We start from the raw sequence: 21,221 nt of genomic DNA on the forward strand, positions 1-21,221 counted from the left end.
CGAGGCGTTGCGCAAAAAAAGAAACGGTGAAGCGTGGCGTTACGTGCGCTTGCGGATCATTCCCCAGACGACGAGCAGGATGATCGCGCCGATCACCGAGGCGATCCATCCCGCTGGCTGTCCCGGCTGATACCAGCCGAGCGCACGGCCGACGTACCCCGCGATGAGCGAGCCAGCGATGCCGAGGACGATGGTCATGATCCAGCCCATGTTGTCGTCGCCTGGTTTGAGCGCGCGCGCGATGAGCCCGACGACGAGTCCGACGATCAACGTACCGATGAATGCAAACATACGGTTGCTCCTTGACAGAGTTTTACGGCTTCTTAATTGCGTTGCCGATGGATTCCGGACGGTCCCGGTACATTCAAAGTAGCACGGCGCAATGCGTTTGGGTATGACACTGGCCGTCCGGCCAATCCTTTGAGCACGAACGATGCTCCGTGCATCGTCCAAGGTAAAATTCGTCGCATTGCCTCATTGCTTGCCTTGCTACGATATGACCGATTCCGAATTTCCCTCCGCCGACGACGCGATCCATGAAGATCGCCTCTGGCGCGACGACGGCTGGACCGCGCGCGTGATCAAGAACGAGGACGACGACGGCTGGGCCGTCGAAATGATTCAGACGGGCGAAGCGGAGCCCGCGCTCGTTGGTCCGTGGACGATGGGCCGTGACAAGAAAAACCCGAAACCCCTCGATGCAAACGCGTTTCGCACGTTGGTCAAGACGGCGTCGGAAGTCTTGCGCCGGCACGAGCAGCAGCGTCACGCGATGCTGAACAAGAATGTCACCGTCGATGTTCAGGGCGAGGACATCACCGTCACGCTGGAGATCGTTCCCGATGAGGACGATCCCTACGCCAATCTCAAAGCCTTCGATGCATACGGCGCGCAACTCGCGCACGTGCGTGTGTCGCCGGCGTTCAAGCTCAGCAAGGCGAGCGCCGAGCGCTGGGCCGAGAACGATTTCGCGAAGCCGAACTGAATCGACTGCATTGCGGTAATAGCGTCTGCCCAAAGTAAAACGCCGTCGCACTTTCGTGCGACGGCGTCGTGAAAAAGATTGCGCGAGTCGGATCGGCGCTCAGCGTTTCCTGATGACGAACTCGATCCGACGATTAGCGAAACGTCCGCTCGCAGTATCGTTTTCGGCAATCGGATTGGCGTCGCCATAACCCTTGGCCGTGAGCGATTGCGGCGGCACGCCGTTCCGCACCAGATAACCACGGACCGCCTCGGCGCGTTCCTTCGATACTTCGAGCTTCGCCGATGCCGCACCCTGTCCATCCGAATAGCCTGCGACTTCGAGATTGACGATCGAACCCTTGGCTGCGCAACTCTTGAGCAATTGCGCCGTCTCGCCGAGTGTGGAATAGGCGCTTTCCGGCACTTGCGCACTCGAGCGAGCGAAGTTGACAATCTGGAGGTCGAGCACCCGCGTCAACTTGTCGCCGGAGCAGGGCGTGTCAGTGGCGAGCAGGCTCTTCATCGCGCTGCGAAAGGATTGCGTCGCGGTGGCGACCGCGCCGTCGACGTCGAACGCCGCCACCTGGAACATGCCGCCGAGCGTTCGCTTCAGACGATCGGTCCAGCCGAGCTTCCCGTTCGCCGCCGTGCCGCTCAACTCCACTTTCGAGCCGCTGACCTTCGCTTCCGCGCCGGGCACGGCCATGAGCGGGAAGAAATCGTTCAGGCGAGAAAGCCAGGTCGCCGGGCGTGTTTCGGGAACGACGGAAATGTCCGCCGTGTAAGCCTTTCCAAAGCGGGCGGTCAATGTGTCGATCAGATGCTTCTTCTCTGCTTCTGTACCCACTGTTGCATCGATCGCCGGGGTGCCCGCTTCGTTGACGCTGAACAACAACTGCGCGTCTTTCCAGGAAGCAGGCGTGTCCGCTGGCGTGGAGGCCGTTTGCGGTTCCGACGCGGTTGTGACTGGCGTGTTCACGGACGTCGCCAGAGGGGCGTTATCGATGGCGGGCGTGGTCGTTAGCGTTGCGGACGAAGCCGGCGTCGACATTTCCGAGACTTGCTGCGTGGCCGGTGCCGCGCTCAGATCGACGCTGCTGCTGTGTGTGAAACCGCGGTAATAGACCAGCGCGAGAACCGCGGCCAAGATGCCGAAGAGCAGCCAGACCCACTTGTTCGACCGTTTCGGTGCGGGCTTGCGCACCGGCGCGCGCATCGGCGGCGGCGGCGCGGGCGGGGTGGCCTTGGAAGCCGGTGCGCTTTGCGCGGCGGGAGCGGGCGTCACGACAGGCGCAGTAGCGACTGCCGCCGCCACTGCGACATCGCCATCGGCACGCGATTCCAGGCTCGATGCGACCGTGTCGAGCCGCGGCGTGATGCAACTGGTGAAGCCCTCGGTGTTGCCGACGCCGATGGCCGTCGCGACTGCGTTCGACATCGACGTATTGATCTCGCCGACCTGATCGCGCAGCAGCTTGGGCACCTGTGGCAATCCCCATTGCGCGAGCAGGAAGTGGCGCTTCATGCTGCCGAACAGCACGGCGGCGACGATGCCCGCGAGCGCCGACGTAGCTTGCGTGGGAACGCCTGTCTCGGCCGAAACGGCGTCGCTCAGTGCATCGAGACGCCGGCCCGTCGCGAGCGCGGCGAGCGAGTGACCGTTGGCTTCGAGCTGCTTGAGGCCGCCGGTGGTCGCGATCAGCTTGGAGAGCTGTTCCCCGATGTGGGCGTTGGTCTCCGGCTGCATGATGACGGAGTACACCGACTGCGAGCCGGGCACGAGCGTCGCACGGTCCATCAGCGATGCGACCAGGCCGGGCGCGATGCGTAGCGCGAGCTGCCGGACGACCTGACCGGGAATGCCGAACTGTTGCGACAACTGCTCCGCGATGTGTTCCGAGATTGCGGCATTCACCGCCTGGACCAGATTGATACTCATCGACTGAAATTCCTTTCTACATGAACGCTCGACGCAAGCGCAAGAGTGCAGTGGATTCTATATGCATAGTTATCCTAAAAAGAGTCATGCAAACTTCTTTACGAAACCGGTGCTTCAATGCGACTCGTGCGGCGTTGTCTTAACGTGCGCGCAGGCTCAATTCCGAGAAGAACTTGAGAATGCGCTTGCAGGCGACGCCGAGCCACGACGGCTCGGCGGGCGCGCGTTCCGCATCCTTCACGGATAGCGCGATGATCGACAGCATGGAATGGGAGTTGATGAGCGTGCGGTACGACGCGTCGAGCGGCGACGTCCACGCGCAGGTGCGGCAATCGTGCTTCGGGCACGCGTTGCAGGGAGGTTGATTGCGATTCATTAGCGGAATCCGTCTGGGTATCCGCATATGATGTTCGATACGCTATCGTTAGGCGATCAGACCCGTCCGATAGAAGTCTTGGTTTCGATCTCGAAAATAGGACAAACTAGCTCGATCAATCCGGCACCGTTCCACTGAAAGGAGATGGCGATGCACTATTTGTTGATTTACGAACTCTGTTCAGACTATCTGGAGCGCCGCGCACAATTTCGCGATGCGCATCTCGCCCTTGCGTGGGCGGCGGTCGAGCGGGGCGACATCGTGCTCGCGGGCGCGCTCGATGCCCCCGCCGATCGCGCGATGCTGCTGTTTCACAGCAATTCGCCCGCCGCCGCGGAAGATTTCGCGAAAAACGATCCGTACGTGACGAACGGGCTGGTCGATCGCTGGGAAGTGCGCAAGTGGAACACGGTCGTGGGCGCAAACGCAGCCACGCCCGTGCGATAGCGCGACGCGGGCATCAGGCGTCGGCGGTTTCTTCCTCGGGACGATCCCGGCGCGTCGGGCCGCGACGTTGCGCCGAACGATAGAGGCTCGTCAGCGTGTCGTCGAGTTGCTGCGTACGTTCGAAAAGCGCCGCGAGCCAGTCGACGAATACCGACACGCGCGGGCTCGCCTGACGGCTCTTCAGAAACGCCACCGACACCTTCAGCGGCGGCGATTTCCATTGCGGCAGCAACTCGCGCAACTGTCCTGAGCGCAGATAGGGTTGCGCCGCGATGCGCAACGGCTGGATCAGCCCGAGGCCTTCGATGCCGCATGCGATGTACGCGTGCTCGTCGGCGACCTGCACGAAGCCGCGCATCTTCATGGTGACGGGCTCGCCGTCGACATCGAAATCGAAATCGGCGGGGCGGCCGCTTTTCTCCGAGATGCAATTGACCGCGACGTGCTGCGCGAGATCATCGAGCGATTCAGGCATGCCGTGCTTGTCCAGATACGCCGGGCTCGCGCACGTCACCTGTTCGAGCATGCCGAGCCGGCGTGCGATCAGACCGGAATCGGGCAATTCGCCGAGCTGCACGCTGCAATCGACGCCTTCGCCGACGAGATCCACGTTGCGATTGCCGATGCCGATCGACAGCTCGATCTGCGGAAAACGCGCGTGAAACTCCGGCAGCGCGGGCACGACGATCGACGTCGCGACCGTATCCGGCATCTCGACGCGCAGCCGTCCGCGCAGACGTTCCTCGCCCGCGCCGAAGCCGGATTCGAGCTCGTCGATATCGGCGAGAATTTGCGCGCAACGCTCGTAATAAGCGGCGCCATCGACGGTGAGATTCAGGCGCCGCGTCGTGCGTGCGAGCAATTGCACGCCGACTAGCGCTTCGAGTTGTTGCACGGTCGTCGAAACACTCGCGCGGGGCATGCCGAGCGACTCGGCTGCACGCGTGAAACTGTTCGTATCGACGACACGCGTGAAGACACGCATGGCATGGACGCGATCGATCACGTTGAGTTTTCCTTTTATGACGATTGAATGGCGATGCGCGGAAAAAGCGCTTCCGCCGCGACTATGAAGCTGCGGAAAAAAGGCGCATCGGCGATGGTTAGATCGTAATGACGGGAAGCGTCAACGTGAATACACAAAAGTGGAGGATTCTTGCCTGATCCTTTTTGACGGCGCAAACCACGTGCGTCACAGAGCCGGCATTTCGCCGCGCAGACGGCCCGTGAAACCCGTCATGTCCGCGCCGGATGGCGCCTGATAGAGGCGCAAGCCCATCTCCGGAAGGATCGACAGCAGATGATCGAATACGTCGCCCTGAATGCGCTCGTATTGCGTCCACGCGGTCGTCGCGGTGAAACAGTAGACCTCGACCGGGATGCCCTCCGATTGCGGTTCCATCATGCGGACCATGATCGCCATATCCTGGCGGATTTCCGGATGGCGCTGCAAATAGGCGAGTCCATACGCGCGAAACGTGCCGATATTCGTGAGCCGACGCCGGTTCGCGGGTTCGTTCGCGAGTTCGCCGAGATTGCGGTTCGCCTGCTCGACTTCGGTCTGCTTCTGTTCCAGATAATCGTGCAGCAGGCGAAAGCGCTTCAGGCGCGCAGTCTCTTCGTCAGTGAGAAAGCGCACGCATTGCGCGTCGATGCGCAAGGTTCGCTTGATGCGCCGCCCGCCCGATTCGAACATGTGCCGATAGTTGCGATAGCTCTCCGAAAAAAGCTTGTAGGTCGGCACGGTGGTCACGGTGTTGTCCCAGTTCTGCACCTTGACCGTATGCAGCGCGATGTCCTTCACGAAGCCATCGGCGGCGGCTTGCGGCATCTCGATCCAGTCGCCGATCCGCAGCATGTCGTTCGATGTCAACTGAGTGCTCGCGACGAGCGACAGCAGCGTGTCCTTGAACACGAGCAGCAGCACGGCGGACAGCGCACCGAGACCGGAGAGCATCCAGAGCGGCGAGCGGTCGATGAGAATCGACAGCACGAGCACGCCGCACACGAGCGCGAGCCCCAGCTTGCCGATCTGGATATAGCCCTTGATGGAGCGCGTCTGTGCTTCCTTGCTTTCCGCATAGACGTCCTGCCAGGCGGAAAGCGCGCTGCCCGCGGCGAAAAAGATGCAGACCCACGCGCCGGCGTGCGCGACGCGGCCGATGACCGTCGCCCAGTGCCCGATGCGCGGCACGTCGTCGATGCCGAGCGCGATCGTCGCAAACGGCACCGCATACCAGAGGCGATGATAGGCGCGATGCTTGATGAACGCGGCGTCCCACTTCTGATGGCCGGCGAGCACGAGAAGCCGATGCGCGACATACAGCACGATGCGCGCCACCACCCATTGCAGGAACAGCGCGATCAGCGCGAGTGCGACGAGACCCGCGAGCAGTTGCGCCCACGGATGAGCGGCGAGCAGATGCGGCAGCGGATCGGGAAGGAAGTCGAAATTCATACCGTTCGGTCAGGACTGGAAACGCGTGCGCATGATGGGCCATGGCGACGCGGTGCGCCCCGTATTGTGCACGATGGTGCACGTTCGATGCATCGGAAGCGGCGCGCCTGACTTTCTTATCGAAAACCCGAGTTCGATGAAAATGAAATTTTTTTGCTCGGCGTTTCGAGTAAAGATATATTCATCGCGTTTCATCGCCATGAGGGCGCAGCGCATTCCATGTCCCGTTCACTATCGGTTCGTGCGCCGGCGAGCGCCGACGATCTGATCTCCGCGCGCATCGCCGCGGCCATGCCGACGCTCACGCCCATTCATCGGCGCATGGGGGCGTTCGTGCTGGCGAACCTGTTCCGTTCCGCGACGATGCGCATCGATGAACTGGCGGGCGCCGTGGGCGCGTCGGTGGCGACGGCGAACCGTTTCGCGCGGGCGCTCGGCTTCTCGGGCTATCCGGCGTTTCGCGAGGCGCTCGTGCGCAGCTTCGAGGCGACCATCGCGCCGGTCGAGCGTCTGCGCACCGCGCTCGAAACGCCGGCGAGCGGCGCCGAGGTCTTCGATGCATCGCTCGCACAGGCGGCCGCGAATCTGCATCTTGCCCAAACATCCGTCGATGGCGCGAAGGCCGCAGCGATCGTCGACGCGATCCTCGCCGCGCCGCGCATCTTCGTGATCGGCTATGGTGCGAGCGCGTTCCTCGCGGGATTGATGGAGCACGGACTCACGCCCTATTGCGCGAACGTTCAGTCGCTCGTGCTGACGGGCGGACCGTCGCACGCGGCGCGCAAGCTTTTCACGGCGTCGCCCGGCGACGTGCTGATCGCGATCGCGTTTCCGCGTTATGTCGACGACACCATCGCGCTGGCGCGGCTCGCGCGCGATCACGGCTTGCGCGTCGTCGCGCTCACCGACAGCGCCGCGTCGCCGCTCGCGCAGGTCGCCGACCTGCTGCTCGCGATTCATGCCGAGCGCAGGCTGGCGGCGAATTGCGACACGGCGGTGCTCGCCGTCATCGAAGCACTCTGCGATGCGGTCGCGCATCGGGCGAAACGCTCGGTCGAGGCGGCATCCGGATTGACCGAATTCGTTCTGCCGTGGCTCGTCGCGCCGTCGATCGCCAAGGGAGCGCAGGCGGTCCACGCAACGCGCCGCACGGCCGCGAAACGACACACTCACACGGAACCGCGCGAAACATGAACGCCACACCAGTCATTGCCATTCACGGCGGCGCGGGCACGCTCCTGCGCCACGCGATGAACGCCGAAACAGAAGGGCGCTATCACACGGCGCTTTCCGACATCCTGAGCGCGGGCGAGCGCATTCTCGCCGCTGGCGGCAGCGCGCTCGACGCCGTCACCGAAGCGGTCCGTCTTCTCGAAGACTGTCCGCTCTTCAACGCGGGCCATGGCGCGGTGTTCACGGCGGCCGGCACGCACGAACTCGACGCCTCCGTGATGGACGGCGCGACGCTCGAAGCGGGCGCGATCAGTTGCGTGACGCGCGTGAAGAATCCCGTGCTCGCCGCGCGCCGCGTGCTCGACGTGAGCGACCACGTGATGTTCACGGCAGAGGGCGCGGAAGCGTTCGCGGCGGCGCAAGGACTCGACCTCGTCGATCCTTCGTATTTCTTCACGGAAGCGCGCCATCAGCAATGGCTCAAGGCGCGCGGCACATCGGGCACGATGCTCGATCACGATGCGATGACGAAATTCGCGTTCGACAACGATCCCATCGATCCCGACAAGAAGTTCGGCACCGTGGGCGCGGTCGCGCTCGATGCGCACGGTCATCTCGCGGCAGCGACATCGACGGGCGGCATCACCAACAAGCAGGCGGGCCGCGTCGGCGATGCGCCGCTGATCGGTGCGGGCTGCTATGCGAACGATGCGACCTGCGCCGTCTCGACCACCGGCACGGGCGAGATGTTCATCCGCATGCTCGCGGCATATGACGTATCGGCGCAAATGGAGTATCGCGGCCTGTCGCTGGAAGACGCGGCGAGCGATGTCGTGATGACGAAGCTGCCGCGCATCGCAGGGCGCGGCGGGCTCGTCGCCGTCGACGCGAAGGGCAACGTCGCGCTGCCGTTCAACACGGAAGGCATGTATCGCGGCTTTGCACGCGTCGGCGAAGCGCCCGTCACCGCGATCTATCGATGATGAACGCGACCTTGCCCCTGCCCGAAAATCGCGTGATCGACGTGCGCGATCTGTCGGTCTCGTTTCGCTCGCGCTCGCGCACCATCGAAGCCGTGCGCAATATCTCGTTCACCGTGGATCGCGGCGAGACGCTCGCGATCGTCGGCGAATCGGGCTCGGGCAAGTCGGTCACGTCGCTCGCGCTGATGCGTCTCGTCGAACATGGCGGCGGGCGGATCGTCTCGGGCAGCATCGCGTTCAGGCGGCGCAACGGGCAAGTGCTGGATCTCGCGAAAGCGTCGTCCGCGGCGGTACGCAGCGTGCGTGGCGCGGACATCGCGATGATCTTCCAGGAACCGATGACATCGCTCAATCCGGTGTTCACGGTCGGCGACCAGATTGCGGAAGCCATCGCGCTGCATCAGGGCAAGAGCCATTCGGAGGCGCGCGCCGAAGCGCTGCGCCTGCTCGATCTCGTGCGCATTCCCGAATCGAAACGCGTGTTCGCGCGCTATCCGCATCAGTTGTCGGGCGGCATGCGCCAGCGCGTGATGATCGCGATGGCGCTCTCGTGCAAGCCCGCGCTCCTGATCGCCGACGAGCCGACCACCGCGCTCGACGTCACGATTCAGGCGCAGATTCTGCAACTCGTGCGCGGCTTGCAGGACGAAATGAACATGGGCGTGATCTTCATCACGCACGACATGGGCGTGGTCGCGGAAGTGGCCGATCGCGTGCTCGTGATGTATCGCGGCGAGAAGGTGGAAGAGGCGCATTCGGACACGCTGTTTCATGCGCCGAAACATGCCTACACGAAGGCGCTGCTCGCCGCCGTGCCGACGCTCGGCGCGATGCGCGGCACCGATCGTCCCGCTAAATTCCCGATCCTCGAAGTGGAGTCGGCGGATGTCGCGCCCGACGATGCGAGCGCGTTGCGGCCATCGGAAGCGGTCGAGAAGGAAAGGCAGCCTGCCGTCGATGAAACCATCAGGCCGATTCTGCGCGTGCGCGATCTGGTCACGCGCTTTCCGGTGAAGAGCGGCTTGTTCGGCCGCATGACGGCGTCGGTGCATGCGGTCGAGCGCGTGAGCTTCGACCTGCGTCCGGGCGAAACGCTCGCGCTCGTCGGCGAATCGGGCTGCGGCAAATCGACGACGGGACGTTCGCTGTTGCGGCTCGTCGAAAGCCAGAGCGGTTCCATCGAATTCGACGGACGCGACATCAGCAAGCTCGAAGGCCATGCACTGCAGACACTTCGGCGCAATATCCAGTTCATCTTCCAGGACCCGTTCGCATCGCTCAATCCGCGTCTGACGGTCGGCTTCTCCGTGATGGAGCCGTTGCTCGTGCACGGCGTCGCGAGCGGCAAGGAAGCGCAGGCGCGGGTCGACTGGCTGCTCGAAAAGGTCGGCTTGCCGCCCGAAGCGGCACAGCGCTATCCGCATGAATTCTCGGGCGGTCAAAGACAGCGCATCGCGATTGCACGCGCGCTCGCGTTGAACCCGAAAGTCGTGATCGCCGATGAATCCGTCTCCGCGCTCGATGTCTCCGTGCGCGCGCAGATCGTCAATCTGATGCTCGATCTGCAGCGCGAACTGGGCGTCGCGTATCTCTTCATCTCGCACGACATGGCGGTCGTGGAACGCGTGAGCCATCGCGTGGCGGTGATGTATCTCGGGCAGATCGTCGAGATCGGGCCGCGCGCCGCGGTGTTCGAAGCACCGCGTCACCCATACACGCGCAAGCTGATGAGCGCGGTGCCGGTCGCCGACCCGTCGCGCAGACACGCGAAACGCATGCTCGCCGCCGACGAGATTCCAAGCCCGATCCGCAAGCTCGGCGATGAGCCGATCGTCGCAAAACTGGTTGCAGTCGGACCAGATCATTTTGTCGCCGAGCATCACGTTGGCGGCGCTTACTAGAAGCACTTCAAAAAGGAGTCCAACGATGCCGTCCTTTCAATTGCGCGCGATGCTCGCAGCAAGCGCGTTCGTCACGCTGACCGCACTCGCGCCCGTCGCGGCGCATGCGCAAAGCACCGCCGTGATGGCGGTCGCCTCGACCTTCACGACGATGGATCCGTACGACGCCAACGACACGCTCTCGCAGGCGGTGGCGAAGTCGTTCTACGAGGGCCTCTTCGGTTTCGACAAGGACATGAAGATCCGCAACGTGCTCGCGACGAGCTACGAAGCGAGCCCCGACGCGAAGGTCTACACGATTCATCTGCGTAAGGACGTGAAGTTCCAGGACGGCACCGATTTCAACGCGGACGCGGTGAAGGCCGTGTTCGACCGCGTGACGAATCTGGACAACAAGCTCAAGCGCTATAACCTCTTCAACAAGATCGACAAGACCGAAGTCGTCGATCCGTACACGGTGAAGATCACGCTGAAGATTCCTTTCTCGGCGTTCATCAACGTGCTCGCGCATCCGTCGGCGGTGATGATTTCGCCGACCGCGCTCAAGAAGTACGGCAAGGACATCGCGTTTCATCCGGTCGGCACGGGCCCGTTCGAATTCGTCGAATGGAAGCAGACCGACGACCTGAAGGTGAAGAAGTTCGCGGGCTACTGGCAGAAGGGCTTGCCGAAGATCGACATGATCGACTGGAAGCCGGTGGTCGATAACAACACGCGCGCCGCGCTCATGCAGACCGGCGAAGCGGACTTCGCGTTCTCGATTCCGTTCGAGCAGGCCGCGACGCTCAAGGCGAGCCCGAAGGTCGATCTGATCGCGGCGCCGTCGATCATTCAGCGCTACGTCAGCATGAACGTGCTGCAAAAGCCCTTCGACAATCCGAAGGTGCGCGAGGCGATGAACTACGCGATCAACAAGGAAGCGCTCGTCAAGGTCGCGTTTGCGGGTTATGCCGTGCCGGCCGAGGGCGTCGTGCCGCCGGGCGTCGACTACGCGGCGAAGCTCGGGCCGTGGAAATACGATCCCGCGAAGGCGCGCGAACTGCTGAAGGAAGCGGGCTATCCGAACGGCTTCGAAACCGTGCTGTGGTCGGGCTATAACCACACGACCGCGCAGAAGATCATCCAGTTCGTGCAGCAGCAACTCGCGCAGGTCGGCGTGAAGACGACGGTCGAGGCGCTCGAAGCGGGCCAGCGCGTGCAGCGCATCGAGAGCGCGCCCGATCCGAAGACGGCGCCCGTGCGCATGCTCTACATCGGCTGGTCGTCGTCGACGGGCGAAGCGGACTGGGCGCTTTCTCCGCTGCTCGGCGGCACGTCGTTCCCGCCGAAGCTCTTCAACACCGCGTACTACAAGAACGATCAGGTCGATGACGATCTCTCGAAGGCGCTCGCCACGACGGATCGCGGCGAGAAGGCCAAGCTCTACGCCGATGCGCAAAAACGCATCTGGGCCGATGCGCCGTGGATTTTCCTCGTCACGGAAAAGGTCGTGTATGCGCGCAGCAAGCGTCTTTCCGGCGCTTACGTGATGCCCGACGGCTCGTTCAGCTTCGACGAGATCGCGATCAAGTAATCGCTTTCGGCCGGGCGTGATTGCCCGGCCGCATCCGACAAAAACCGATGCTCAACTTCATCGCCAAACGCCTGTTAGGTTTGCTGCCGACGCTTTTCATCGTCGCGGTGCTGGTGTTCTTCTTCGTGCACATGCTGCCGGGCGATCCCGCGCGACTCGCGGCGGGCGCGGAAGCCGACGAAGCGACGGTCGCGCTGGTGCGCGCGGACCTCGGCCTCGACAAGCCGCTGCCGCAGCAGCTCGTGAGCTTCTTCGGCAAGATCGTGCATTTCGACTTCGGCATGTCGACGCGCAGCAAGCGGCCCGTGTCGACGGAAATCGCCGAGCGCTTCATGCCTACGCTGTGGCTCACGCTCGCGAGTATGGTCTGGGCGGTGATCTTCGGCATGACGATCGGCATCGTGTCGGCGGTGTGGCGCAATCGCTGGCCGGATCGGCTGGGCATGACGCTCGCGGTATCGGGCATCTCGTTTCCCGCCTTCGCGCTCGGCATGCTGCTGATGGAAATTTTCTCGGTGAAGCTCGGCTGGCTGCCGATCGTCGATGACGGCACATGGAAGGGCTACGTGCTTCCGTCGATCACGCTCGGCGCTGCCGTGGCCGCCGTGATGGCCCGCTTCACGCGCGCGTCGTTCGTCGAAGTGCTCGGCGAGGACTTCGTGCGCACGGCTCGCGCGAAAGGCGTTCACGAGCCGATGGTCATCGTGAAGCACTGTCTGCGCAACGCGATGATCCCCGTCGTCACGATGATGGGCCTGCAGTTCGGCTTCCTGCTCGGCGGCTCGATCGTCGTGGAAAAGGTGTTCAACTGGCCGGGCCTCGGGCGCCTGCTCGTCGATGCGGTCGAGATGCGCGACTATCCGGTGATCCAGGCGGAAGTGCTGCTGTTCTCGCTGGAGTTCATCGTGATCAATCTGATCGTGGACGTGCTCTACGCGATCATCAATCCGACCATTCGTTTCAAGTGAGGACGCGATGAGCGTGACAGCCGAAAGCGCGGTGCATGCGCAGGAAATCCGCACGCCGTGGACGGAGTTCTGGCGCAAGTTCAGGCAGCAGCACGTCGCGATGATCGCGGCTGTGTTCGTGTTGCTGCTGATCGTGATCGCGATCATCGCGCCGTATATCGCGCCTTACGATCCCGAGAACTACTTCGACTACGACGCGCTCAACGCCGGTCCATCGGCCGCGCACTGGTTCGGTGTCGATTCGCTGGGGCGCGACATTCTCAGCCGCATCCTGGTGGGCAGCCGCATCTCACTGACGGCAGGTCTGCTCTCCGTCGTGCTCGGCGCGGTGATCGGCACGTTCTTCGGCTTGCTCGCGGGCTATTACGAAGGCTGGTGGGACCGCATCGTGATGCGCATCGCGGACGTGCTGTTCGCGTTCCCCGGCATTCTGCTCGCGATCGGCGTCGTCGCGATTCTCGGCAACGGCATGGTGAATGTCGTGTGCGCGGTCGCGATCTTCAGCATTCCCGCATTCGCGCGGCTCGTGCGCGGCAATACGCTGGCGCTCAAGCATCTCACGTATATCGAAGCGGCGAAGAGCATCGGCGCGTCGGACTGGACGATACTCGCGCGGCATATCCTGCCGGGCACGATTTCGTCGGTGGTCGTGTACTTCACGATGCGCATCGGCACGTCGATCATCACGGCGGCGAGTCTCTCGTTTCTCGGACTCGGCGCGCAGCCGCCGACGCCCGAGTGGGGCGCGATGCTCAACGAAGCGCGCGCCGACATGGCGATGGCGCCGCACGTCGCGATCTTCCCGAGCCTCGCGATCTTCTTTACCGTGCTCGCGTTCAATCTGCTCGGCGACGGCCTGCGCGACGCGCTCGATCCGAAGCTCGACCGGCCATGACGCACATCGGTTCGCTCGACGCGGGGCCGCGCGGCACGATCGCCGATGTCGCGGGCGTGACGGTCGGTCATTGCACGCTCGCTCAGGGCGCGGTGCAAACGGGCGTCACGGTGATTCGTCCACACGATGGCGATGTCTATCGCGACAAGGTGCCGGCGGCCGCCTGCGTGATCAACGGCTTCGGCAAGAGCGTCGGGCTCGTGCAAGTGGAAGAGCTCGGCGTGCTCGAAACGCCGGTCGCGCTGACCAATACCTTCGGCGTCGGCACGATGGTAAATGCGCAGATTCGCGCTGCGATCGCCGCGAATCCGCGGATCGGGCGCGAAGATCCGAGCGTGAATCCGCTCGTGTTCGAATGCAACGATGGCTATCTCAACGACATGCAGGCGCTCGCGATTCACGAAGCGCATTACATGAGCGCGCTCGATGCATGCAGCGTCGATTTCGAACGCGGCTCGGTGGGAGCGGGGCGCGGCATGTCGTGCTTCGAGCTGAAAGGGGGCATCGGTTCGGCATCGCGCGTCGTGCGGATCGACGAACGCGCGTACACGACAGGCGCGCTCGTGCTCGCTAACTTCGGCCGTCTACCGCAGCTCACGATTGCGGGCGATGCGCTCGGAAAGACGCTGCTGGCATCGACGCAAGAAGCGAACGCGACGCCCGAGCAAGGCTCGATCATCATGCTGATCGCAACCGATGCGGCGCTCGACGCGCGTCAGTTGCGCCGCCTCGCGATGCGTTCCGCCGCCGGCCTCGCGCGCACCGGCTCGGTGTACGGTCACGGCAGCGGCGATATCGCGCTGGCTTTCACGACCGCTTACACCGTGCCGCACGATGCGGGCTTCATCACAGTGCCGCCGCTCGTCAGCGACGCGCGGCTCGATCCTCTTTTTCAGGCCGCCGCCGACAGCATCGAGCAAGCGATCCTCGATGCGCTCTTCAGCGCGGAGACGGTCGCCGGGCGCGATGGCCATCGGCGCATATCGCTCAGGGACGCATTGAGAACAAGACCATGAAAGTGCTGATCTCGGTGGATATCGAAGGCATCGCGGGCGTGTTCCATCCGGAGCAGACGCGCGCGGGAAACGCCGAATACGAACAGGCGCGCCGCTGGATGACCCGCGAAGCGAATGCGGCTGCGCAAGGCGCGTTCGATGGCGGCGCATCGCAAGTGTGGATCAACGATTCGCACGGCGGCTTTCGCAATCTGATGCCCGACCTGCTCGATCCGCGCGCACGTCTCGTGCTCGGCAAGCCGCGCACGCTCGGCATGATGGCGGGGCTGGAAGCATCGCCGGAAGTGGTCTTCATGGTCGGCTATCACGCGCGCGCGCAAAGCCGCGGCATCCTCGCGCATACGATCAACAGCGCCGCGTTCGCGCGCGTCACGCTCGACGGCGATGAAGTCGGCGAGGCCGGGCTGTACGGCAGGCTTGCTGAGGAACATGGCGCACGCATCGCGTTGCTCACAGGCGATGACGTCTTCGGCGCCGAGACGCTGCCCGCATTTCCCGGCGCGCGTTTTCTATGCGTGAAGACCGCGCACGGCTATTCGAGCGGCGTGACCGAAACGCCCGCAGCATCATGCGACGCGATCCGGCTCGCTGCACGCGAGACGATCGAAGCGGCCGCGTCGTCGGCCCATGCGAAGCGTTCGCCGATAGCCGAACATCGCTGCGAACTGCGCGCGCAGACGACCGCATTCGCCGATCTCTTCTGCCAGTGGCCGACGCTCGAACGCATCGATGCCGTGACGCTCGCCTTCGATGCGCCCTCTGTCGAACATGTCGTGCGGATACTCAATTGCCTTTCGGCAATGTCCTTCATGATACGGTGAGCGTTTGGACCAACGGCTCCGAGTATCGTTAGAATGGAGCCGTTCGCGTAACTGGCTCTGGTTTTGACGTCTTTTTGCAGACGATGCTCATGCACACGGTGAAGCTCGAACACAATGACGACGAGGTGCTCGACCCCGCCGATCCGCAACTCGTGGTGCGCGGTTCGCTCTTCATCGACGGCCACGATGCCGGATGCTGGGAAGAACGGCGCGACGGCACGTGGGCGGCGCATGTCCGGCACAAGAACGGCTGGATCGTCGAGGCAAGTCGCGGCGCGCTGATCGACCGGCTCGCGCGCGAGGCATAACGCAGTTAATTTCAAATCGATTTCACATAATTCATGTATCTGTCGATCATCGCCGTGGGGCTCGGCGGCGGCCTGGGATCGCTGCTCAGATGGGTCCTCGGCCTGCGCCTGAATGCGATTTTTCCGAATCTTCCGCTCGGCACGTTCGCGGCGAACGTCATCGCGGGCTACATCATCGGCGTGGCCGTTGCCTTTTTTGCGCGCTTTCCGGATATCTCGGTGGAATGGCGGTTGTTCATCATCACCGGGCTGATGGGCGGGCTCTCCACGTTTTCCACCTTCTCGGCCGAAGTGGTCGCGCATTTGCAGCAAGGGCGGCTCGGCTGGGCGCTCGCTGAGATCGCGATCCACGTATGCGCATCGTTGCTGATGACCGCGCTCGGTATCGCGACGGTGGTCGTGGCTTCCTGAAGGACGTTCCTGCAGCGTAATCCGGCGATTCGATTTCCCGCGATTTGAACGTTTGCGCCCGCCCGATCCGACTCATTCCCGTACAAGTTTTTTCCCGCGTTTTCAACGCTTGACCCTCGCTGCCTCGGCAGCGGTTTTTTTATTTGACAGTAACGAAGGTGATGAAATGCCACGGTTTCCGCTCATCGAAGTCAGACCGTATCATCCGAGCGATCTCGACGGTGTGATCGATTTGTTTCAACGCGCCGTTCGCGAAACGGCATCGGCCGACTATAACCAAGCACAGATCGAAGCGTGGGCGCAAGCCGACCGGGACGAGTGGGAGCTCGCACGCTTGAACCGTCCGACGTGGGTCGGGCTCGTCGACGGCGAGCTCGCGGGCTTCGCCGATCTCGAGAAGAACGGCCTCATCGACATGATGTTCGTCGATCCGCTGCATCAGCGCAAAAGCGTGGCGACGTCGCTGCTCGCGCGCATCGAGGCCGAAGCCGACGAAATGGGCCTGAACACCCTGCACACTTATTCGAGCGTCACCGGACGGCCGTTCTTCGAATATTGCGGTTTCACGATGCTCCTGGCGCGGGCGATCATCGTGCGCGAGCAGCGCTTCGTCCAGTTCGTGATGGAAAAGGTGCTGGAACCGTGAAATCTGTATAGACAAGATGCATCTTTCTTCCGGGATGATCCTAGTGATATCCCGGATATCCCCTTGTTTCGTCCTTCGAGCCCGTTTAGACTTGAGTCTAACTTGTATAGACAGGACGAACCATGATCAAGCTTACGCCCGGAAAACTGACGCTCCCGCAACTGCGCCGCATCGCGCGTGGTTCGGACCCGCTGCAACTCGATCCCGCCAGCTTCGACGCCATCGACGCCAGCGCGCGCGCCGTCGCCGCGATTGCCGCGAAAGGCGATCCGGCTTACGGCATCAATACGGGCTTCGGGCGGCTCGCCAATACGCACATTCCGGCCGATCAGCTGGAGCTGCTGCAGAAGAATCTCGTGCTGTCGCATGCGGTGGGCGTCGGCGAGCCGATGTCGCGGCCGGTCGTGCGCCTCCTGATGGCGCTCAAGCTGTCGAGCCTCGGGCGCGGTCATTCGGGCATCCGCCGCGAGGTCATCGACGCGCTCATCACGCTTTTCAACGCCGACGTGCTGCCGATCATCCCGATCAAGGGTTCCGTCGGCGCATCGGGCGATCTCGCGCCGCTCGCGCATATGTCGACGGTGCTGCTCGGCATCGGCGAAGTCACCATTCGCGGCGAGCGCGCAAGTGCGCTCGACGGTCTCGCGGTCGCGGGCTTGAAGCCGCTCACGTTGCAGGCGAAGGAAGGTCTCGCGTTGCTGAACGGCACGCAGGCGTCGGCGGCGCTCGCGCTCTACAACCTCTTCGCGATCGAAGACCTGTTCCGCACCGGGCTCGTCGCGGGCGCGCTGTCCGTCGATGCGGCTGCGGGCTCCGTCGTGCCATTCGATGCGCGCATCCACGAGCTGCGCGGCCATCGCGGGCAGATGGAAGCGGCGGCCGCGTACCGCACGCTGCTGAAGGGCTCGGGCATCAACCTGTCGCACGCCGATTGCGAGAAGGTGCAGGACCCGTACAGCCTGCGCTGCCAGCCGCAGGTGATGGGCGCGTGCCTCGACCAGATGCGCCACGCCGCCGACATCCTGCTGATCGAATCGAATGCCGTTTCCGATAACCCGCTGATTTTCCCCGATACCGGCGAAGTGCTGTCGGGCGGCAATTTCCACGCGGAGCCGGTGGCGTTCGCCGCCGACAACCTCGCGCTCGCCGCCGCTGAAATCGGCGCGCTCGCGGAACGCCGCATCGCGTTGCTGATCGACGCGACGCTCTCGGGCCTGCCGCCCTTCCTCGTGCGCGATGGCGGTGTCAACTCGGGCTTCATGATCGCGCACGTGACGGCCGCCGCGCTCGCATCGGAGAACAAGACGCTTGCGCATCCGGCATCGGTCGATTCGCTGCCGACTTCCGCGAATCAGGAAGACCACGTCTCGATGGCGACATTCGCCGCGCGCAAGCTCGGCGACATCGCGAGCAACACGGCGAACATTCTCGCGATCGAACTGCTCGCGGCGGCGCAAGGCGTCGATCTGCGCGCACCGCATCAGACGAGCGCGCCGTTGCTCGAAGTGATGAAGACGCTGCGCGCGCACGTGGCGCACTACGACCTCGATCACTACTTCGCGCCGGACATCGCCGCGATCGCGACGCTCGTGCAGGAAGGCGTCGTCGCGCAGCACAGCCCGCTCGCGTTCGCGTCGGAACAACCTGTATGAACACGCCTGCGTATCAGGAGATCAAGGACTACATTCTCCAGCGCATTCATATCGGCGAATGGAAGGAGGGCGATCAGGTGCCCTCCGAGAACGAGCTCGCACGCGAGTTCAAGGTCGCCCGCATGACGGTGAACCGCGCGGTGCGCGAGCTGACCGCCGAGCAGGTGCTCACGCGCGTGCAGGGCGCGGGCACCTTCGTCGCGCAGCCGAAATACGCGTCGACGCTCGTCGAGATTCGCAGCATCTCCGATGAAATCGTCGCGCGCGGCCACGTGTATAGCGCGCATGTGCTGCATCTGGGCGCATCGATCGTCGACGAGGCGCTCGCCGCCGAGATGCATCTGACGCTGGGCAGCCCGGTGTTTCATTCGCGCGTGCTGCACTTCGAGAACGACGAGCCGGTGCAGATGGAAGAGCGTTACGTGAATCCCAAGCTCGCGCCGGAATACGCGCGCCAGGATTTCACGACGATCACGCCGAACCAGTACCTGATGACGGCCGCGCCGCTGCAGCGCGTCGAATACCGGATCGAGGCGTCGGTGCCGTCGACCGAGATCCGGCTCTCGCTCGCGATGGCGGAGCACGAGCCGTGTCTGTTGCTGCATCGGCGCACGTGGTCGCGCGACGCGGTCGCATCGGTCGCGAATCTCTGGCATCCGGGCGACCGTTATCAATTCACGGGGCACTTCTGAACGCCATGATCATTCGTGCCGATTCGCTCATGCCGATGCCCTGGAAGAACGGCGGCGGCGTGACGCGCGAGATAGCGGCGGGGCCGCGAGGCACGTCGCTCGATGCGTTCGCGTGGCGTCTGTCGCTCGCGGACGTGGCCTCCGATGGCGCGTTCTCGTGCTTCGCGGGCGTCGATCGCGTGCTCGTGCTGCTCGATGGCGCGGGCATGCGTCTCGCGGAAGCGGACGGTCGCGTGCATACACTCGATGCGCCGCTCGCGATCGCGCGCTTCGCCGGCGAAACGCCGATTCACGCGACGCTGATCGAAGGCCCGACGCGCGATTTCAACGTGATGGTGCGCCGCGATCGCGCCCGCGCGACGGTGGATGTCCGTCGCGGCTCGTGTTCGCCCGACGCGCGCCACGATCTGACGTTCATCTTCTGCGTGCGCGGAAGCATCGATATCAAAGCCGATGGCGACGCGCGCCATAAGCTCGACACAGGCGACACGCTGCGTCTCGATCGTGCGGCGGCTCTGCGCTGCGAGGCGTCGGACGACACGATCTGGCTGCACATCGGCATCGACGATTTGTGAGCAGCCGCGCATCGACATAAAAAGGGAGACGGGAACATGAGCGCATTCTTCGCGGACCACGCGCGCTTGGCCGACGGCTGGCGGCGCAACGTGCTGCTCGAATGGAACGACGACGGCACACTGGTGCGCGTAGCGCCCGACAGCGCGGCGCCGGCGGGGGTCGAGCGGGCGAAAGGGCCGGTCGTGCCCGGCATGCCGAACCTGCACTCGCACGCGTTCCAGCGCGCGATGGCGGGACTCACCGAATATCGCGCGAGCGTCGCCGACACCTTCTGGAGCTGGCGCGACCTGATGTATCGCTTCGCCGCGCGGATCGGCCCGGAGTCGCTCGCTGACATTGCGCACTGGCTCTACATCGAGATGCTGAAAGCGGGCTACACGTCGGTGTGCGAGTTTCATTACGTGCATCACGCGCCCGGCGGCGCGCCTTATGCGAATCGCGCGGAACTTGCCGAGCGCGTCGTCGATGCGGCCGGGCGCGCGGGCATCGGCATCACGATGTTGCCGGTGCTGTACGAGCACAGCGGTTTCAACAAGAGCGCACCGCGCGACGATCAGCGGCGCTTTCTCAACACGCCCGATACGCTGCTCGCGCTCATCGACGAACTCGTCCGGGCGCGGCCAGAAAACGGCATGCGTCGTTACGGCGTCGCGCCGCATTCGCTGCGCGCGGTGTCGGGCGAATCGCTCGCGGCGGTGATCGAAGGGCTCGATGCCCGCTTTCGCCGTGCGCCGGTGCATATCCATATTGCCGAGCAGATCGCCGAAGTGGAGGCGTGTCTCGCGGCGACGGGGCAGCGCCCGGTGCAATGGCTGCTCGAACGTTTCAACGTCGATGAGCGCTGGTGCCTCGTGCATGCGACGCATGTCGATGCCGACGAATGCGCGCGTCTCGCGCACAGCGGGGCGGTCGCGGGCCTGTGTCTGACGACCGAGGCGAATCTCGGCGATGGCGTCTTTCCGTCGCGCGATTATTTCGATGCGGGCGGACGCATCGGTGTCGGCTCGGATAGTCATGTCGGCGTGGACTGGCGTTCTGAACTGCGTCTGCTCGAATACGGCCAGCGTTTGTGGCGTCAGCAGCGCAACGTGCTCGCGTCGCCGACGCAGAGCCGTCCCGCCGATCGTCTCTTCGATGCCGCGCTCGATGGCGGCGCACACGCGACCGGACGACCCGTCGGCGCCCTCGCGCAGGGCTTGCGCGCCGACTGGCTCGTGCTCGACGAAGCGCATCCGGGCATCGGCGGACATGCGCCCGAAACCTGGCTTTCGAGCGCCGTCTTCTGCGAACATGGCGATACGCCGATCCGCGATGTGTTCGTCTCCGGCCGCAAGGTGATCGACGCGCGCCGGCACGCGCAGGAAGACGAAGCGCTGTTGCGCTATCGCGCCGCGTTGCGCGGCTTGCTCGATTGAGGTCA

The 21,221-nt window shown here is 63.8% G+C and carries 22 protein-coding genes; 17 read left to right on the forward strand and 5 right to left on the reverse strand.

Going from position 1 to position 21,221, the window contains the following annotated elements; genetic code table 11:
• Nucleotides 1-39: 39 nt before the first annotated feature.
• The gene (locus QCE73_RS28070) at nucleotides 40-291 is read right to left on the reverse strand and encodes a GlsB/YeaQ/YmgE family stress response membrane protein (protein WP_035501449.1); all 252 of its coding nucleotides are present in this window, start codon (nucleotides 289-291) and stop codon (nucleotides 40-42) included.
• A gap of 205 nt (nucleotides 292-496) precedes the next feature.
• Here QCE73_RS28070 and QCE73_RS28075 point away from each other — a divergent pair, with 205 nt between their 5' ends.
• Complete coding sequence (locus tag QCE73_RS28075; protein WP_309884514.1) at nucleotides 497-985, forward strand: hypothetical protein; 489 nt, start codon at nucleotides 497-499, stop codon at nucleotides 983-985.
• Between the two features lie 99 nt (nucleotides 986-1,084).
• On the opposite strand, the gene QCE73_RS28080 is transcribed toward QCE73_RS28075, so the two are convergent.
• Together QCE73_RS28080 and QCE73_RS28085 are read right to left on the reverse strand one after the other, a co-directional pair.
• Nucleotides 1,085-2,905 carry an OmpA family protein gene (locus QCE73_RS28080; RefSeq protein ID WP_309884515.1) on the reverse strand — a complete coding sequence of 607 codons (1,821 nt, stop codon included), beginning with the start codon at nucleotides 2,903-2,905 and terminating at the stop codon, nucleotides 1,085-1,087.
• A gap of 139 nt (nucleotides 2,906-3,044) precedes the next feature.
• Nucleotides 3,045-3,281 (reverse strand): hypothetical protein, encoded by a 237-nt coding sequence (locus QCE73_RS28085; protein ID WP_309884516.1) that lies wholly within the window; start codon nucleotides 3,279-3,281, stop codon nucleotides 3,045-3,047.
• 150 nt (nucleotides 3,282-3,431) lie between these two features.
• Between QCE73_RS28085 and QCE73_RS28090 the strand changes: the two genes are divergently transcribed.
• The gene (locus QCE73_RS28090; RefSeq protein ID WP_035501610.1) at nucleotides 3,432-3,728 is read left to right on the forward strand and encodes a YciI-like protein; all 297 of its coding nucleotides are present in this window, start codon (nucleotides 3,432-3,434) and stop codon (nucleotides 3,726-3,728) included.
• 13 nt (nucleotides 3,729-3,741) lie between these two features.
• Here the strand turns inward: QCE73_RS28090 and QCE73_RS28095 are convergent, their stop codons facing one another.
• Both QCE73_RS28095 and QCE73_RS28100 read right to left on the reverse strand, forming a co-directional pair.
• Nucleotides 3,742-4,734, reverse strand: coding sequence for a LysR substrate-binding domain-containing protein (locus QCE73_RS28095; RefSeq protein WP_309884517.1), 993 nt, complete (start codon nucleotides 4,732-4,734; stop codon nucleotides 3,742-3,744).
• A 186-nt stretch (nucleotides 4,735-4,920) separates the two neighbouring features.
• On the reverse strand, nucleotides 4,921-6,186 hold the full coding sequence (locus tag QCE73_RS28100; RefSeq protein WP_309884518.1) for a mechanosensitive ion channel domain-containing protein: 1,266 nt from the start codon (nucleotides 6,184-6,186) through the stop codon (nucleotides 4,921-4,923).
• Nucleotides 6,187-6,405: 219 nt separating this feature from the next.
• Between QCE73_RS28100 and QCE73_RS28105 the strand changes: the two genes are divergently transcribed.
• The 15 genes from QCE73_RS28105 to QCE73_RS28175 all read left to right on the forward strand — a co-directional run bounded on the left by QCE73_RS28105 (nucleotide 6,406) and on the right by QCE73_RS28175 (nucleotide 21,216).
• On the forward strand, nucleotides 6,406-7,380 hold the full coding sequence (locus QCE73_RS28105) for a MurR/RpiR family transcriptional regulator (RefSeq protein WP_309884519.1): 975 nt from the start codon (nucleotides 6,406-6,408) through the stop codon (nucleotides 7,378-7,380).
• Nucleotides 7,377-8,342: an isoaspartyl peptidase/L-asparaginase family protein gene (locus tag QCE73_RS28110; protein ID WP_238217412.1), complete on the forward strand. Its 966-nt coding sequence runs from the start codon at nucleotides 7,377-7,379 to the stop codon at nucleotides 8,340-8,342. Before QCE73_RS28105 ends, QCE73_RS28110 begins: the two co-directional genes overlap by 4 nt.
• Nucleotides 8,339-10,243 (forward strand): dipeptide ABC transporter ATP-binding protein, encoded by a 1,905-nt coding sequence (locus tag QCE73_RS28115; protein ID WP_309884520.1) that lies wholly within the window; start codon nucleotides 8,339-8,341, stop codon nucleotides 10,241-10,243. The genes QCE73_RS28110 and QCE73_RS28115 overlap by 4 nt, the downstream gene beginning before the upstream one ends.
• A gap of 25 nt (nucleotides 10,244-10,268) precedes the next feature.
• Nucleotides 10,269-11,816 (forward strand): glutathione ABC transporter substrate-binding protein GsiB, encoded by a 1,548-nt coding sequence (gene gsiB, locus QCE73_RS28120; protein ID WP_309884521.1) that lies wholly within the window; start codon nucleotides 10,269-10,271, stop codon nucleotides 11,814-11,816.
• Between the two features lie 47 nt (nucleotides 11,817-11,863).
• Nucleotides 11,864-12,784, forward strand: a complete 921-nt coding sequence (gsiC, locus tag QCE73_RS28125; RefSeq protein WP_309884522.1) for a glutathione ABC transporter permease GsiC — start codon at nucleotides 11,864-11,866, stop codon at nucleotides 12,782-12,784.
• 7 nt (nucleotides 12,785-12,791) lie between these two features.
• Nucleotides 12,792-13,679, forward strand: coding sequence for a glutathione ABC transporter permease GsiD (gene gsiD / locus QCE73_RS28130; RefSeq protein ID WP_035501466.1), 888 nt, complete (start codon nucleotides 12,792-12,794; stop codon nucleotides 13,677-13,679).
• Nucleotides 13,676-14,695 carry a P1 family peptidase gene (locus QCE73_RS28135; RefSeq protein ID WP_309884523.1) on the forward strand — a complete coding sequence of 340 codons (1,020 nt, stop codon included), beginning with the start codon at nucleotides 13,676-13,678 and terminating at the stop codon, nucleotides 14,693-14,695. The genes gsiD and QCE73_RS28135 overlap by 4 nt, the downstream gene beginning before the upstream one ends.
• Nucleotides 14,692-15,516 carry a M55 family metallopeptidase gene (locus QCE73_RS28140; protein ID WP_309884524.1) on the forward strand — a complete coding sequence of 275 codons (825 nt, stop codon included), beginning with the start codon at nucleotides 14,692-14,694 and terminating at the stop codon, nucleotides 15,514-15,516. Before QCE73_RS28135 ends, QCE73_RS28140 begins: the two co-directional genes overlap by 4 nt.
• Before the next feature lie 89 nt (nucleotides 15,517-15,605).
• The gene (locus QCE73_RS28145; protein ID WP_309884525.1) at nucleotides 15,606-15,824 is read left to right on the forward strand and encodes a hypothetical protein; all 219 of its coding nucleotides are present in this window, start codon (nucleotides 15,606-15,608) and stop codon (nucleotides 15,822-15,824) included.
• Nucleotides 15,825-15,857: 33 nt separating this feature from the next.
• The gene (gene crcB, locus QCE73_RS28150; RefSeq protein ID WP_035501472.1) at nucleotides 15,858-16,235 is read left to right on the forward strand and encodes a fluoride efflux transporter CrcB; all 378 of its coding nucleotides are present in this window, start codon (nucleotides 15,858-15,860) and stop codon (nucleotides 16,233-16,235) included.
• A 52-nt stretch (nucleotides 16,236-16,287) separates the two neighbouring features.
• Nucleotides 16,288-16,881: a GNAT family N-acetyltransferase gene (locus QCE73_RS28155; RefSeq protein ID WP_309884526.1), complete on the forward strand. Its 594-nt coding sequence runs from the start codon at nucleotides 16,288-16,290 to the stop codon at nucleotides 16,879-16,881.
• A gap of 122 nt (nucleotides 16,882-17,003) precedes the next feature.
• Nucleotides 17,004-18,533, forward strand: a complete 1,530-nt coding sequence (gene hutH / locus QCE73_RS28160; protein ID WP_035501477.1) for a histidine ammonia-lyase — start codon at nucleotides 17,004-17,006, stop codon at nucleotides 18,531-18,533.
• Nucleotides 18,530-19,225, forward strand: coding sequence for a histidine utilization repressor (gene hutC / locus QCE73_RS28165; protein ID WP_035501480.1), 696 nt, complete (start codon nucleotides 18,530-18,532; stop codon nucleotides 19,223-19,225). The genes hutH and hutC overlap by 4 nt, the downstream gene beginning before the upstream one ends.
• 29 nt (nucleotides 19,226-19,254) lie before the next feature.
• Nucleotides 19,255-19,800: a HutD family protein gene (locus QCE73_RS28170; protein WP_309884527.1), complete on the forward strand. Its 546-nt coding sequence runs from the start codon at nucleotides 19,255-19,257 to the stop codon at nucleotides 19,798-19,800.
• Nucleotides 19,801-19,836: 36 nt separating this feature from the next.
• Entirely contained in the window at nucleotides 19,837-21,216 is a 1,380-nt protein-coding gene (locus QCE73_RS28175; RefSeq protein WP_035501484.1) for a formimidoylglutamate deiminase, read from the forward strand.
• Nucleotides 21,217-21,221: the final 5 nt, after the last annotated feature.

It is taken from the genome of Caballeronia sp. LZ029 (assembly GCF_031451275.1).
Classification (GTDB): Bacteria; Pseudomonadota; Gammaproteobacteria; order Burkholderiales; family Burkholderiaceae; genus Caballeronia; species Caballeronia jiangsuensis.